The following is a 14,138-nucleotide window of genomic DNA, read 5'->3' as shown; positions in this document are numbered from 1 at the left end:
GCTAGCTGCTCCGGAGCCCGACGGTCAGGAGCAGGTTCGCGTACAGACGCTCTTCCCCGGTCGCGATCACGAGACCGACATCCGGCGTACGGACGATGTCGTAGAACTCGAACCGGTCGACCTGTTCCATCGGCACCTCGTCCCCGAGCTGCCGGCGGTACTCCTCCTGGACGGAGGCGTCCACTCCGTCGGCGGGCCGCATCACGACCGCGCCCTCGAAGTTCACCGCGGTCTGGAGCACCGGCAGTACGTCGGTCACCGTGAGTACGCCGGGTGCGAGATTGAGATGCACGAGGCGGGCCGTCGGGTTCACCATCGTCAGGTACGGATAGTTGCCGTCGGCGAGCAGGATGCGGGAGCCGTGCCCGGCAGTCGCCAGGGCCTCGAGCAGCGGCGGGTGGATGAGTTCGTGGTTGAGCATGGTGAGAGTTTCTCTTCTCTGTCAGCGGTCGCCGTGGGCGCGGGGGGATCCGTAGCCGTTCCAGCCCGGGATCGTGCCGTCGACGTCCCAGAGATCCAGCCACGACTCCGATCCGTCCCAGAGGAACACCTGTCCCTTGATCAGGCGGTTGTTGCGTTCGACTCCGCGCATGTCCTCGAGTTCGGCCGGCGTCAGCGGGTCGGACCGGACGGCGGCGAGGTTCGCGGCGTACTGCTCCTGCTTGACCGAGAAGGGGATCGGGATCTGGCCGCGGGCAACGGCCCACTTCAGGCAGATCAGGGCCGGATGTACGTCGTGGTCGCGGGCGATCCGCCGGACGGTGGGGTGATCCACGTCGACCAGATCGTCGTCGGTCCGGTCGCGCTCGGGACGTGAGGGCGAGCCCAGCGGGGAGTAGCCGATCGGCTGGATGTCGTGGTCCACGGCGTACCGGAACAGTTCCGGCTGCTGGAAACACGGGTGCAGCTCCATCTCGATGAGAGCGGGAGCGATGCGGGCGTCCTGGAGGATCAGCGCCAGTTTCGGGATCGTCACGTTCGACGTGCCGAGGTGGCGCACGAGGCCCGCGTCCACCAGGTTCTCGAGAGCGTGCCACGTCTCCATGTACCGCTCATGCACGTACGGCCGGGCGTGCGGGTCGCGCATCCCGGCCTCCGCGTGCGGCGGATGGTGGTTGGGGAACGGCCAGTGCACGAACACCGCGTCGAGGTACTCCAGCCGCAGCTGTTGCAAGGACCGGTGGACAGACGCCACTGCGTCCGCGGGAGCGTGCGCGTCGTTCCACACCTTCGACATCACGAAGAGGTCCTCGCGAGGGACGACTTCCGCGATGGCTGTTTCCAGTACGGCGCCGATCTCGGACTCGTTGCCGTAGACGGCAGCGCAGTCGACGAGGCGGTAGCCGCCGCGGATCGCCCCCGCGACGGCGGATGCCACGTCGTCCGCGGAGTAGCGGTCGGAGCCGAAGGTGCCCATTCCGATCACGGGGATCGTGGCTCCGGATGCGAGCACCCGTGAAGGCAGCAGATCGGTATCGACCTGGGGCGGGAGGGACGTCATTGTGTGACTTCTCCTTGGAGAGAGAGGCGGTCGCCGAAGTCGTGCGCGAGGCGCACATCGCGGCGTACGTCGTCGAGGTAGAAGGGGTAGCCGAAGATGCGGTCGACGCGGGCCATCTGGTACGGGCGGTAGTGCTGGCCCCAGAAGAAACCGAGGGCCTTCCAGTGGTCGACTGCCTGGTCGAGGAGCTCGGCCGAGCGTTTGGCGCGTTCCGGCTCGTTGCGTTCCTCGGCGCGGGCGAGCTCGAGGGCTGCCTCGATCTTCGCCGCGTAGTACCTGCCGAGTGCGGCTGTGGCTCGCAGGTCGAGGATGGCGCAGGTGGCGAGTGGTTCGCGCCAGGACGCCGTACGGTCCTCGGTCGCCGTTGCGAGTTCGTCGGCCGTGCGTGACTCCTCGGTCAGTACCGCGATCACGTCGAGCGGGGTCTCGGCCGACGCCTCCGTCCCGCCGTTGCGTTCGGCGCGGGCGAACTCGCGGATGCCGATCGTGCCGACGCCGGGCATCGGCGAGCTGTCGAGGAAGTCGAGCACGGTGCGGAGCCCGTGGTCGCGGGTCAGACATCCTTCCGGATGCCACTGGAAGTCGAGGTCGAGCCAGCACAGCCGGTTGACCGCGGGGATGATTCGCGAGGCGTGGCGGAGACCTTCGTACAGGGTCGGAGCGTCCTCGCCGTAGTCGAGACGCGCCAGGCGTTCGAAGACCTCCGAAGCGGTGGCGGGATCGTAGGCGAGACGTCCCCACAGCTGGAACTGGAGCCGGTGGCGTTCGAAGTCCCAGCGCCAGGTTTTGTGGCCGTGGTCGACATGCTGGAAGTCACGGGCCCACAGATACCCGTCCGCACCCCAGTAGAAGCCGTGGGCGTAGCCCTTCTCGACGATCGCGCGGACATAGTCCCGGACGTACTCGACGTCGCCCCAGCGGTGCGTGTGGACGTCGTCGTTCCGCACGGTGAACAGGAGCTGTGTCTGCTCGAGATCCACTCCGTCCCAGACGTGGAGCAAGTCCTCGAACGCGGGACGCGGGTGTGAGTAGCAGTGCGCGATCGAGTACTTCCAGCTGATGTAGAAGCGAGTCGGATCGACCTTGGGCTTGGCGAACGCGATGATGTCGGCCGTGCTCTGCATGTTCGTACGGTGCAGGAACTTCACCCGCCGTCCCGACCGCTCGATGCCGCGCAGATAGGTGTCGACCACCCACTGCTCCTTCTCGCTGCCCGTACCGCTCATCGCTTCGCTGCCGCTGGTGCCGATGCCGTCCAGCTCGGGATAGGTGACGAGCAGGCGATAGATCATCTCTTCGTAGTACGCCGCCACTTGCGGGGCGCGTTGCCTCGCGCGAGCAGCGTCCCAGCGGTTGATGGTCTCGGTACCTTCACTGCTGTTCGCCAAGGCGGCCGGCAGACCGAGACCGCGAGCCACCGGCTCGGGCAGGTAGATGTTCCAGGTGAACAGATAGACGTCGATCCCGCGGTCCCGGGCATGACCGAACAGCGCGTGGAAGAACCTCTCGTGGTCGGCGATCTCCTCGTCGGTGAACGGGTTGGCGTCCCGGAAGTCAGGTGAGCTCACCATCAGGTGGAACGGGTGGAGCGACCACAGGCTCAGGCAGTTGTAGCGATTCCGGGCGAGTTCGTCGAGGTAGTCGCGCCAGAACTCGAGATCGAAGCAGGTCTCGAGGTTCTCCCGGAACGGATCGCCATCGGAGTACGGCTCGTAGGGGAGATTGAACTTGACGCCGCGGATCGCGAGCGCCGGCGATTTCGCGACCTCGAACCCGTCCTCGGCCCAGCTCTGCGCGCGGATGAGGTCGGCGACCTCGAGGCAGCCGTACAGCAGGCCGCGCGGAGTGGCGGCTTCGACGACGACCCGGCCGCCGGCGCCGGTCACCGTGAAGGACTCGTCGGGGTACGTCGGCCCGCTCCGGCCGTCGGCGCCGGCGACGAACGCCTCGACGTCGTCGGTCGAGCTGACCCGTCGGACGACGATCGTGGGCTCGGGACGCGGGTCGTCGCGGAGCTCCGGCCACGGGCCGACGACCTCGAATCCGTCTGTCTGAAGGGCTTTGCGGATCTCTGCGAGGCCGAAGTCCACCAGTGGCGACCGGACCTCGCTGACGATGTAGACGGTGTTCATCGGCCTCCCAGTCCGCTCAGTCGCACGCCTTCGACGAAGGTCCGTTGCGCGAGGAAGAAAACGATGAGGATCGGGAGCAGCGAGATGATCCCGACCGCCATCATCTGGTTGTACTGCGTCTCGTACTGACCCTTGAACAGGCTGAGTCCGAGGGCGAGCGTGAAGTTGTTCTGCGTCCGCAGGTAGATCAGCGGGGTGAGGAAGTTGTTCCAGTTGCCGACGAAGCTGAAGATGGCGACCGCCGCGATCGCGGGTTTCGACATCGGCAGGAAGATCGACCACAGCGTGCGGAGATGTCCGGCGCCGTCGATGCTGGCCGCGTCGGTGAGCTCCTGCGGGATGGTCAGGAAGAACTGGCGGAGCAGGAAGATGAAGAAGGCGTAACCGAACCAGGCCGGCAGGAACAGCGGCCAGTACGTGTTCACCAGGTTCAGCTTGCTGAACATGATGAACGTCGGGACCAGCGTCACCTCGGCCGGGATCGCCATGGTTGCGACCATCAGGGCGAACAGCGGGCCTCGTGCGCGCGCCCGCAGCCGGGCGAAGGCGTACGCCGGGAGCACGCACGAGACCAGGTTCCCGATCACCGACAGACCGGTGATGATGATCGAGTTGATCAGGAACGTTGTGAACGGCAACGAAGTCCAGGCGGCGGGATAGTTGTCGAAGTGCGGCGTCGCGGGCAGCGCCTTGGGCGGGTAGGCCAGCACCTCCTGCGCGGTCTTGAGGGACGTCGTCAGCATCCAGAGGAACGGGACGACGAACACCGCGGTGCCTGCGATCAGCAGGACGTAGGTGATGGTCTTCCGGAACCGCTCGACGGAGGTCTGGCTGGAGCTGATGGTCCAGCGTTGCGCCGGCGGTGCCTGCTGGGGCGGGGTCGCTGTCAAGGTCATGGCGGGGCTCCGATTGATGGTCGGGTCAGGCGTCGTAGTGCACCCAGCGGCGCGCGAGGACGAACTGCAGGGCGGTGACGACGCCGATGAGTGCGAACATCGCCCACGACAGGGCCGCCGCGTAGCCCATGTCGAAGTACTCGAACGCCTGGCGGTAGATGTAGAGGCCCAGCATCAGGGTCGCGTTGTTCGGGCCGCCCTCGGTCATCACCAGGACGAGCGTGTAGGCCTGCAAGCTGGCGATCAGGCTGGTGACGACGTTGAAGAAGATGACCGGCGACATCATCGGCACGGTGACGTGCCAGAACCGGTCCCACCAGCCGGCGCCGTCGAGCAGGGCAGCCTCGTACAGCGTGGGGGAGATGCCCTGCAGACCGGCCAGGTAGATCACGATGGTGTTGCCCGCGCCCCACACCGACATCAGGATCAGCCCAGGGATGGCCCAGTGCTCGTCGACGAGCCAGCCCGGGCCTTTGATGCCGAAGAACCGCAGGAAGCCGTTGATGAGGCCGGAATCGGGTTGCAGGATGTTGACCCACAAGATCGCGGTGGCGACGCCGGCCACGACCGAGGGCAGATAGAAGACGGTCCGGAAGAATCCGAGGCCGCGGACCTTCTGGTTGAGCAGGATCGCGAGCAGGAAGCTCGTGACCACGCCGAGGACGACTGAGCCGGCGCCGAAGTAGACGGTGTTGCCGATCGACTTGTAGAACAGGGGATCGGCGAACATCTTCCGGTAGTTCGCGAGGCCGGCCCAGCTGGGTGTCGAGAGCAACGACCAGTGGGCGAAGCTCAGCAGCAGTGCGGCAACGACCGGGCCGCCGCCGAACAGGATGAAGCCGAGGATCCACGGGGACGCGAAGCCGTAGAACGCCCGTGCCTCGCGACGCGCGAGCGTGCTGGTACGTCGGGTCCGCCGGCCCGGCAGTTCGAGCGTGGGGGCAGCCTGTGCCATGCCGATTCTCGTCTCAGCCCGCGACGTTCTTCTTCAGCAGCGGCTGGATCGTCGACGCGATCTTCTTGCACGCGTCGGAGACACCCAGCGACTTGCCCATCACCTGGTCCCAGATCGGAGTCACCGCGTTGGTGATCTGCGGCGTCGCCGGACCGAACACGACCCCGGTGCTGGTCGCGTAGGTGTTGAGCGCGTTGTAGATGGACTGGGCGCCCTCCGGCGCGGCGTCCGACTTGAGATAGGCCGGCCAGGCCGACTTCCTGGTCATGTTGCCCTTGCCCGTGCTGGCGAACATGAACACCTGGCCCGAGGTCGACAGGTACTCGTTCAGGTAGATCCAGGCGGCGTCCTGCTGCTTGCTCTTCGACGTAATCGAGTACGCGCTGCCGACCGCGGCCGTGGAGTGCCCCTTCGGGCCGGCCGGCCAGTCCGCGATACCCCATTTGAAGGTCGCCTGGTCCCGCAGCGACGGCGCTCCCCAGGAGCCGTCCACCTTGATGGCGGCCCGGCCGAGGGTGAAAGCGTCGGCCTGCGACATCCCCTGCAGCTCCGACGGAGACGGGAACACGCCCTTCTGCAGGTACATGTCCATCCACCACTCGACCGCGGCGATCGACTCCGGCTTGTCCAGCAGCACCTGTGACTCGTCGTCGGTCAGGTAGTGGCCACCCAGTGGGGACAGGCGCACCGGGTCCCAGAACGTGTCGGCGGGAGTCACCGGCAGGGAGAGGCCGAAGACCTTGCCCGCGCCTGAGCCGCTCGTCGTCGCCAGGACCGCATTGCGCAGGTCGTCGAACTTCCAGCCCGCGGTCGGCAGGGCGACGCCGGCCTTCGCGAAGATGTCCTTGTTGTAGTAGATCATCACGGGGCCGCAGTCGTACGGCACGGAGTACTGCTTGCCGTCGCGCTTGTAGTACCCGGTCGAGACCTCGGCGAAGTCCGACGGGTTGAAGTTGGGCTCGCCGGAGATGTAGTCGTTGAGCGCCAGGAACGCGCCCGAGCCGATGAAGTTCTGGGCGAAGCCGAACCCGTTGTACATAACGTCCGGCAGGCTGCCACCAGCGGCCTGGCTGGAGTACTTCTTCAGGTAGTCCGCCGAGCTGTCGCCGGCGTTCTCGGCGACGATCTTGATGTTCGGATGACGCTTCTGGAAGAAGTAGTCGAACTGCTGCTGGCGGACGAAGTCGGCCGGCGACCAGGAGTGCGCCACGGTGATGGTCACCGAGGACTTCGGATCGGCGACGGCCGACTTCCCCCAGTCGAAGCTGTCGTTGAGCTTCTGCGCGTCCGCGGACGGGTAGAGCTTGGACGCGATCAGTGACGTCGTCGTGGGACTCGACGACGAACACGACGCGAGGGCGCCCGCGCCGCCGGCCGCGATGGCCGTGGCGCCCGCCGTCCGCAAGAAGGTGCGTCGGCTGAATCCCTTTCCTGCTGGGGTTCTTGGTACGTGCATCGTTCCTCCTCGATGAGAAATTTCGAACCCGCGTTTTCTTGACGAGCCGGAGTGGGCGTCAGCTGCTCGCAGTGCCTGGGGTGCGGATCTTCAGTTCCGGGCCGCGCACGTCGAGCAGCGCGGTCCGGCCGAGCGCCCGTACGGCGTAGAGCCGGTTGGGTTCCGCAGGGAACAGGGCGTGCACGACGGCACCCTCATCGGCGACGAGTTCGGTGGGGGTCCACTCGTCGGGCCGTTCCATCGTGTCCATGCCGGTGATGTCCTGGTACTCCGCGCCGAGCCGCACGGACCCGGAGGATCCGCGGGCCAGAACCGACACCTCGACCGAGACGGTCGAGCTTGCTGCGTCCCACGACGCATCCACCGTGGAGATCCGGGTCGGTTCGGCCGCCGCCTCGACGTTGGTGAGCTTGATGACCACCGGGTTGGGCCACTTCTTGTCGTTGTACAGCCGCTGTGCGTTGAGAGCCGAGACCACGAGACCGGCGTCGGTCTGCTCCCATCGCGGTGTCGCGTCGAGCTCCGGGCGGTACTCCATCAGTTGACCGCTCTGGCCGAGGACGGAGACCTCGGTGTGTTCGGTCGCCTTGATCGATCGGAGTACGAGCTCGCGCCGTTCGCCCCACTTCCACCGCTCACCGGTGACCATGACGTACACCGTCTTCGCGTCCTTCGACGCGGTGAACCACAGGTTGCCTTCGTTCGTGACGACCCACGGGCGGGAGCCGTAAATCGCCTCGCCGTTGACGAACATCCACAGGCCGAGCTCCTGGAGCCGTGCCTCCTGCTCGACCGGGATGGTTCCGTCCGGTTTCGGGCCGATGTTGAGCAGCAGGTTGCCGCCCTTGGCCCGGGTCTCGATCAGGATCTCGATCAGGCGGGTGCCGGACTTGTAGTTCTCGTTCGTGGGCTTGTAGGTCCACTGCGTGCCCATGGTCAGGTTGGACTCCCAGGCGCCGTCGATCGGCTGGCCCGGGATGTACTGCTCGGGCGTGGGCAGCGCGCCGCGGGTGACCACGACATTCGGGTTCGTCTGCCACGTATGTTCGCGCAGCCCTTCGGCCTCGCCGTCGAAGAAGACGATCTCGACCGGGCCGAACTCGGTCAGCAGCTCGGTCATCTGGGCCTTGTCCAACTCCATCAGCCCGGGATTCGCGGCCGGCTGCACGCTCGGGATCGACCGCTGGATCGGGATGCCCTGCTCCCACAGCCAGGCGAAGTCGTCCGGCGAGAAGTAGACGCCGGCCGCGATGCCGTGCTCCCGGAACGCGTCGAGGATCTCGGCGGTCGTGTCCCGGCCGAACGGCGTGTTGCCGACATGGCGCTCGGTCGTGGCCGTGCGGAACATGCAGAACCCGTTGTGATGCTTGGTGGTGAACACGACGTACCGCATCCCGACCAGATCGGCGAGCTCGGCCCACTCGGTGGGGTCGAAGCGCCGCGGCCGGAACCGGCGGGGCAGTTCCTCGTAGTACCTCTCGACAAAGTCCTGCGAAGCACCGACCAGCGGATGGCTCACGTCGGAGCCGAGCTGCGTATCGATGCTCCAGTGGATGAACATCCCCAGCCCGAGGTCGCGGAACCACTCGACGCGCTCGGCTGCGTTGCCATCGGCGGTGGCATGTGCCACGGGATTGGACTCGACCAACACCAGAAGCTCCTCGTCGAACCAGTGGTGGCGCGATTGCATATCGGCTCACCAGTTAACTTGTCAGGCAAGTTAGCACGTAACGTTTCGCGCTGTCTACGATGAGATTCGTTCGTTGTGTCAGGGCCTTTGTGGACAGGTAGAGCGATACGATTCGCGTTCCGGGACGTCGGTGAGGAGGGGTTGATGGCTACCTATAAGGACATCCAGCGGGAGACAGGGCTGTCGCTTGCCACGATCTCGAAGTACTTCAACGGCCGGACCGTGCTCGAGTCGAACCGGGCGGCGATCGAGGCTGCCGCCGCCGCGCTCGACTTCCGCCCGAACGCCATGGCCCGGGGGCTACGGTCGCGGCGATCCGGGACCGTCGGTGTCGTCCTGCCCGCGCTGAACAACGACTTCCACCTGACGATCATCGCCGGGGTCGAGGCGGCCCTGCGAGCCGCGGGGATCAGCGTCATCGTCGCCGCCAGCACTTCCGGCGAGGAGGACACGGTGGGGCTGCTGTTGAGCCAGATGGTGGACGGCATCATCGCCGTACCGTCCGGGCACGACATCGAACCGCTGCGCGCGGCGATGCAGCGGGTGCCGGTGGTGCTGATCGACTGGGCGGCGGACGAACTCCATACCGACGGGGTCTTCCTCGACAACGCCGGCGCGGGTGCGACGGCTGCGCGTCTCCTGCTCGACCACGGGCACCGGCGGATCGCCGTCGTGGCCGGGCCGCCATCGGTCTCCACCATGCGGCTGCGGGCATCGGGTTTCACGGAGCGGTTGGCAGAGGGCGGCGTCGCCATACCCGAGGAGTACGAGGCCCGCGGTCCGCTGATCGTTCGGACCGGCCATGACTCGATCAGTGGATTCCTGGCGCTGCGGGACCGGCCTACCGCGATCTTCTGCGCCAACTACGAGCTCACGCTCGGCGCCCTGATCGCGATCAACGAGTCAGGTCTTCGGCTGGGGCGCGATATCTCGCTGGTCGGCTTCGACGGCGCGGAGCTGGCTCAGGCGACGGTGCCGCGCCTCACCGTCATCGCCCAGCCGACCCAGGACATCGCGACGCGTGCAGCCGATCTGTTGCGTCGACGTCTTGATGCCTCCGGACCGGCCCTGCCACGGTCGCCCGTCGTGGAATATCTCCCGGCGCAGCTCGTGGCAGGAGGCTCGGTCGAGCGCCTCAACGACTGAGCTGTTTCCGCCAGAGAGTTGCTGCCAGGTAGAGGCAGGCGGCGAGAGTCAGCACGCCGTGGAGGATGCGGACGGTGGGGCTGGCGAAGAACTGGGGGATGAAGAGGGCGAAGGCCGCGGCCAACGGAACGCCGGACCAGCGGGCTCGCGGTGTGGATCGCCAGATGGCTACGGCGGCGAGGATCATGCCGGCGGCGAGGAGCAGCAGGCCGGCGGCGAACAGGGTGATCGCGGCGGGGTTGAAGCGGAAGTCGTTGATCATGTCCAGGGCGCCGGCGTCGTGGGTGGCCAGTGCGTGCTGCGCGATGACATGTGCTCCGAAGACCTCGACGCCGTAGTACGGAAGGGTCAGGCCGACCCCAAGCCAGGTCGTCACGAGGGCCCGTGCCGCGAGTGTTGTCCTGAGTACGCCGTACAGGGCCTGAATGGTGAAGCCCAGCAGGATGAATCCGGCGATCGCGGACAGATGGGCCACGATCCACGACGCGGATGCCATCCCGCGAGCCCCGGCGAGAGTCGTCTCGTCGCCGTACGGACGAACAACCGGGTACAGCAAGAACGCGACACCGGCCGCCGCCAAGGCCACCGAACCGCCACGCCGAGCCACCGGCCCGCCGACAACCTGTTCGTCGGCCTGGACCAGAGAAGTGGTCTGCATAAGTAACTCATTCCGTGAGCAGGGGACGCACTAGAGAGCGGTGCTCTCGAAACAAAGCATCAACGGAAGCACCGCCCTATGTCAAGAGCACTGCTCTCGCAACCGTGCTGCGTCTGCCGATGGTGTGTCACAAAGTGGGGCCGGGCGCGGACTTCCGGGGTGAGTGGGTGCATCCGTCATCACCGCGAGGTGGGTCATGGGCGACGCAATCACCGGAGTGCTGGCGAGGCTTCCTCGGCCGGTTGCCGCGGTGCTGGGTGGGGGCGGCGTGCTGGGCGCGGCTCATGTCGGCGTCGGGCATGCGCTGGAGCGGCGCGGCTTCGTCCCGGACCTGATCGTGGGTACGTCGGTCGGCGCGCTCACCGGCGCGATCGCGGCCGCCCATCCCGCTGCGGCGGCCGCTCGACTGGACGAGGTGTGGCGGCACCTGCGTCGCCGTGAGGTGTTTCCGCTGGGCTACCTGTCCTCTCGGGCGAGCCTGTTCTCGGATCGCGGTTTGCGGCGGCTGATTGCGGAGGCCGAGTTGCCGGCGCGGATCGAGCAGTTGGCGGTCCCGTTCACAGCAGTGGCGATGGACCTCGCGTCCGGTGCCGAAGTACGGCTGGACGCGGGCGACCTCGAGTCGGCGTTGCTGGCGAGCTCCGCCATCCCCGGAGTGCTGCCGCCCGTGGTCCGCGACAAGCGAACCCTCGTCGACGGCGGCCTGATTGCTTACGTCCCGGTGCGGGCCGCGTGCGCGGCGGGTGCGGCCAGTGCGCTGGTGCTTTCCACCGGACCGGCGAGCTGGCCGTTGCCGCCGGCAACACCGCGGCAGCGGGCCGGTGCGATCGCCTCGCGTGCCGCCGTACTCCAGGTGCACCACCAGATCGAGTGCGACCTGCGCGACGTGGCCGCACGGATCCCGACGGTCGTCCTGCCGACCGGCGTCGATCGCTGGCCGGCGCCCTGGGACTTCGGCCACTCGCACCGGCTGATCAGCACGGCAACCGTCGCCGCCGAGCGGTTCCTCGACCAACTCCAGGTCGACGGGCCGGGGCTGTACCGCGCCGACCCCGAATCGTCCGCCTACGTCGAGACAGGAACCCCATGAGTGCCGTTGCCTTCCTGAACATCGCCATGCACGGGCGAGTCAATCCGACCGTGCCGATGGTCGCCGAGCTCGTCCGACGCGGCCACACTGTCAGCTACCACACCTCGCCGGCGTTCGCTGCCGACGTCGAGCAGGCCGGCGCGAGCGTTTGTCTGTACGCCGGTGGCGAGCAGGCGCTGCCCGATCCGCCGACGCCGATCACCTTGCTGGCCGGGCTCGCGCGGACGGCGGTACAGGTTCTTCCCGGCGTACTCGACGACCTGCGGAAGGTCCGGCCGGACCTGATTGTCCACGACTCGGCCTGCCCTTGGGGTGCCGTCGCTGCCCGCATCCTCGGCGTACCGGCGGCGTCCTCGTTCACGACCTTCGCCTTCAACCGGCGAACGCCCAGCCCGACCGCCTTCGGCGCCGGCATGCTCAAGCAGCCACGCGCCGTCGCGGCGTACGTCGACGCCCGGTGGAAGCTCCGTCGCCGTGGACTGCCGCTGTTCGACCTGGGCAACCTCCGGCAGCCGCTGAACCTGGTCTACACGTCGAGCGTCTTCCAGCTCGACGCGGACGACTTCGATGACTCGTACTGCTTCGTCGGACCGAGCATCGGCGCTCGCCGCAACGATCCGTTCCCGTTCGACCGCCTGCGCGGCACGATCGCGTACATCTCGCTGGGGACCGTTTTCGCCGCCGCCCCGCAGCTGCTGCGAACGTTGGCGGCGGCGCTGGCACCGCTGGCCGGCACCGTCGTCGTCGCGACCGGCCAGGTCGATCCGGCCGCTCTCGCGCCCTGGCCGGCCAACGTTCTGGTACGCCGGTCCGTCCCGCAGCTGGAGGTGCTCGCGCGGGCGTCGTTGTTCGTGACGCACGGCGGCATGAACGGCGTCAACGAGGCGATGTACGCCGGGGTGCCGATGCTCGTCGTACCTCAGGGCGCGGACCAACCGCTGGTGGCGAGCCGGGTCGTCTCACTCGGCGGCGGGCTGTCCATCCGTGGTCAGGACGTCACTGAAGAGGCCGTACGCGGGCTGGCCCGGCGGCTGCTCGAAGAGCCCAGGTTCCGCACAGCCGCCGAGGCCTTGCAGACCGCCGGCCGTGAGTCCGGCGGCTACAGCCGTGCGGTCGACGAACTGGAGCGATACCTGCGGGCCTCCGCCGACGTGTCGCGAGCAGGCTGACCGATGACACCGGTGTACGTACTGCTGCTGGTCGCGGGTCTGTCCGAGGCCGCCGGCCGCGTGCTGCCGTTGGTCTCCAGCCGCCCTGGGATGAGCAGGCCCGTCGTCGGCAGCCTCCTGCTGTCCGGTGCGCTGATCGAATGCGTCGTGATCGCGCTCTGGCCGGTAACCGCGTGGACGCTCGCCGGACTGGTGCATCCCGAGTTGCCGGCAACTGGCACCGGACTGGTGTGGACGACAGAGCTCATCGCTCCGCTCGTACTCGCAGGTGTGCTGGCCCTTCCGTGGCTCGGGCCGCTACTGCACGCACTCCTCCTGACGGCGGTCGGCGCGACGTTGACTGCACCGCTCGCCGCTGCCACCGGCTTGGCCTGGGTAGCAGCCGCAGGATGCGTTGCCGTTGCGGCGCTCGGGTTGGAGTGTGCTGTTGCCGTCGTACGAAACCTGGTGTCGCGGGCCCTTGCGATCGGTGTCGGGGGAGTGAGCGGATGAACGGCCTGCTGCTCGTGCTCGGCGGACTCGGTCTCGCGCTGATCCTCGAGGGACTGCTCGCCCGGTACGAGTTGCTGGCCTACAGCGTGGGCTGGCGGGCCTCGACCACTGAACTCCCGGACGGTCTTCCGTACGCGCGTGGCGCGCCGGCGGATCGTCCTCCGCTGGCGTACCTGGTCTATCTCGACGGCATCGGGAAGCGTCAGTTCCGCGACACCAGGGACGGCGGTCAGCTCGTCCAGGCCGTGATCGCCGGTGCGCCGGAACTGCGGGTGCTGGGCCAGGTCCAGCCGTACTCGCCGCTGGCGGCTCCGTTGACGGACCGTCCGGTGTGGGCGTGGCTGCGGCGGCGGGCCGGTCTGTTGCTGTTCCTGCACAATGTCGTACAGACCTTCGTGGCGGCGGACCGGCGGTACAGACCGCTCTACAACCAGGCCGTCGGCCGGCAGATCGTCGTGCAGCTGCGGCTCGCGGGTTATCCGGCCGGCAGCAAGATCCCGGTTGTGCTGCTCAGCTACAGCGGCGGCGCGCAGGTATCCACGGGCGCGGTCGACGAACTGTCCCGGGAGCTGAGCGCGCCGGTGCTGGTGATCATGCTCGGCGGCTTTCACAACGGCGCCAACGATCTGAGCCGCGTCGACCACGTGTACCAGCTGACGAGCTCGAAGGATCGCATCGAACGGGTCGGGAGCTGGATCTTCCCGCAGCGCTGGCCACTGTTCCGCCGCAGCGGCTGGAACCGCGCGCGGCAGGCCGGAAAGGTCAGCGTGCGGCTGCTGGAGCCGGCGACCCATGTCGGGCCGCGCAGCTACATCAGCCCGACCGCGGTACTGGACGACGGCACCAGTCATCTGACCCGAACCGCGGACACCGTGATCGCCCTCGTCCGCGAGTGCTACGCCGTTGAGAGGCGTTGATCATAGCTAGTTGCTTTCGGCACTGATGTATCGCCG

At 67.5% G+C, this 14,138-nt stretch carries 13 protein-coding genes; 5 read left to right on the top strand and 8 right to left on the bottom strand.

All coding sequences use genetic code 11. The annotated features are described in order from the left end of the window. Position 1: 1 nt before the first annotated feature. The 7 genes from ABT313_RS01285 to ABT313_RS01255 are packed head-to-tail and all read right to left on the bottom strand — an operon-like array spanning position 2 to position 8,630. Positions 2-421, bottom strand: a complete 420-nt coding sequence (locus tag ABT313_RS01285) for an RbsD/FucU family protein (RefSeq protein ID WP_350847378.1) — start codon at positions 419-421, stop codon at positions 2-4. 21 nt (positions 422-442) lie between these two features. Further along, on the bottom strand, positions 443-1,501 hold the full coding sequence (locus ABT313_RS01280; RefSeq protein WP_350847376.1) for an aldo/keto reductase: 1,059 nt from the start codon (positions 1,499-1,501) through the stop codon (positions 443-445). Further along, a complete protein-coding gene (locus tag ABT313_RS01275) occupies positions 1,498-3,633 on the bottom strand; it encodes a hypothetical protein (RefSeq protein WP_350847374.1) in 2,136 nt (711 codons plus the stop codon). Before ABT313_RS01275 ends, ABT313_RS01280 begins: the two co-directional genes overlap by 4 nt. Continuing rightward, positions 3,630-4,529 (bottom strand): carbohydrate ABC transporter permease, encoded by a 900-nt coding sequence (locus ABT313_RS01270; protein ID WP_350847372.1) that lies wholly within the window; start codon positions 4,527-4,529, stop codon positions 3,630-3,632. Before ABT313_RS01270 ends, ABT313_RS01275 begins: the two co-directional genes overlap by 4 nt. Positions 4,530-4,554: 25 nt before the next feature. Further along, the gene (locus ABT313_RS01265) at positions 4,555-5,484 is read right to left on the bottom strand and encodes a carbohydrate ABC transporter permease (RefSeq protein WP_350847370.1); all 930 of its coding nucleotides are present in this window, start codon (positions 5,482-5,484) and stop codon (positions 4,555-4,557) included. A 13-nt stretch (positions 5,485-5,497) separates the two neighbouring features. Further along, the gene (locus tag ABT313_RS01260; RefSeq protein ID WP_350847368.1) at positions 5,498-6,940 is read right to left on the bottom strand and encodes an ABC transporter substrate-binding protein; all 1,443 of its coding nucleotides are present in this window, start codon (positions 6,938-6,940) and stop codon (positions 5,498-5,500) included. 58 nt (positions 6,941-6,998) lie between these two features. Beyond that, positions 6,999-8,630 (bottom strand): alpha-L-fucosidase, encoded by a 1,632-nt coding sequence (locus ABT313_RS01255; protein ID WP_350847366.1) that lies wholly within the window; start codon positions 8,628-8,630, stop codon positions 6,999-7,001. 144 nt (positions 8,631-8,774) lie between these two features. On the opposite strand from ABT313_RS01255, the gene ABT313_RS01250 reads away from it, so the two are divergent. Then, positions 8,775-9,776 (top strand): LacI family DNA-binding transcriptional regulator, encoded by a 1,002-nt coding sequence (locus ABT313_RS01250; protein ID WP_350847364.1) that lies wholly within the window; start codon positions 8,775-8,777, stop codon positions 9,774-9,776. Here ABT313_RS01250 and ABT313_RS01245 read toward each other — a convergent pair. Beyond that, a complete protein-coding gene (locus ABT313_RS01245; RefSeq protein WP_350847362.1) occupies positions 9,766-10,434 on the bottom strand; it encodes a hypothetical protein in 669 nt (222 codons plus the stop codon). The two genes, ABT313_RS01250 and ABT313_RS01245, sit on opposite strands and share 11 nt — an antisense overlap. Positions 10,435-10,630: 196 nt before the next feature. On the opposite strand from ABT313_RS01245, the gene ABT313_RS01240 reads away from it, so the two are divergent. Genes ABT313_RS01240 through ABT313_RS01225 form a run of 4 tightly spaced genes read left to right on the top strand, consistent with a single transcriptional unit; the run spans position 10,631 to position 14,102 of the window. Beyond that, positions 10,631-11,524: a patatin-like phospholipase family protein gene (locus tag ABT313_RS01240; protein WP_350847360.1), complete on the top strand. Its 894-nt coding sequence runs from the start codon at positions 10,631-10,633 to the stop codon at positions 11,522-11,524. Then, on the top strand, positions 11,521-12,693 hold the full coding sequence (locus tag ABT313_RS01235; protein ID WP_350847358.1) for a macrolide family glycosyltransferase: 1,173 nt from the start codon (positions 11,521-11,523) through the stop codon (positions 12,691-12,693). The genes ABT313_RS01240 and ABT313_RS01235 overlap by 4 nt, the downstream gene beginning before the upstream one ends. 3 nt (positions 12,694-12,696) lie before the next feature. Continuing rightward, on the top strand, positions 12,697-13,185 hold the full coding sequence (locus ABT313_RS01230; RefSeq protein WP_350847356.1) for a hypothetical protein: 489 nt from the start codon (positions 12,697-12,699) through the stop codon (positions 13,183-13,185). Further along, complete coding sequence (locus ABT313_RS01225; protein ID WP_350847354.1) at positions 13,182-14,102, top strand: hypothetical protein; 921 nt, start codon at positions 13,182-13,184, stop codon at positions 14,100-14,102. Before ABT313_RS01230 ends, ABT313_RS01225 begins: the two co-directional genes overlap by 4 nt. Positions 14,103-14,138: the final 36 nt, after the last annotated feature.

The sequence above is a fragment of the Kribbella sp. NPDC000426 genome (genome assembly GCF_040300265.1).
Taxonomy (GTDB): Bacteria; Actinomycetota; Actinomycetes; order Propionibacteriales; family Kribbellaceae; genus Kribbella.
Note: the sequence above shows the minus strand (reverse complement) of the source record. Positions and strands in the feature narration are given on the sequence as shown.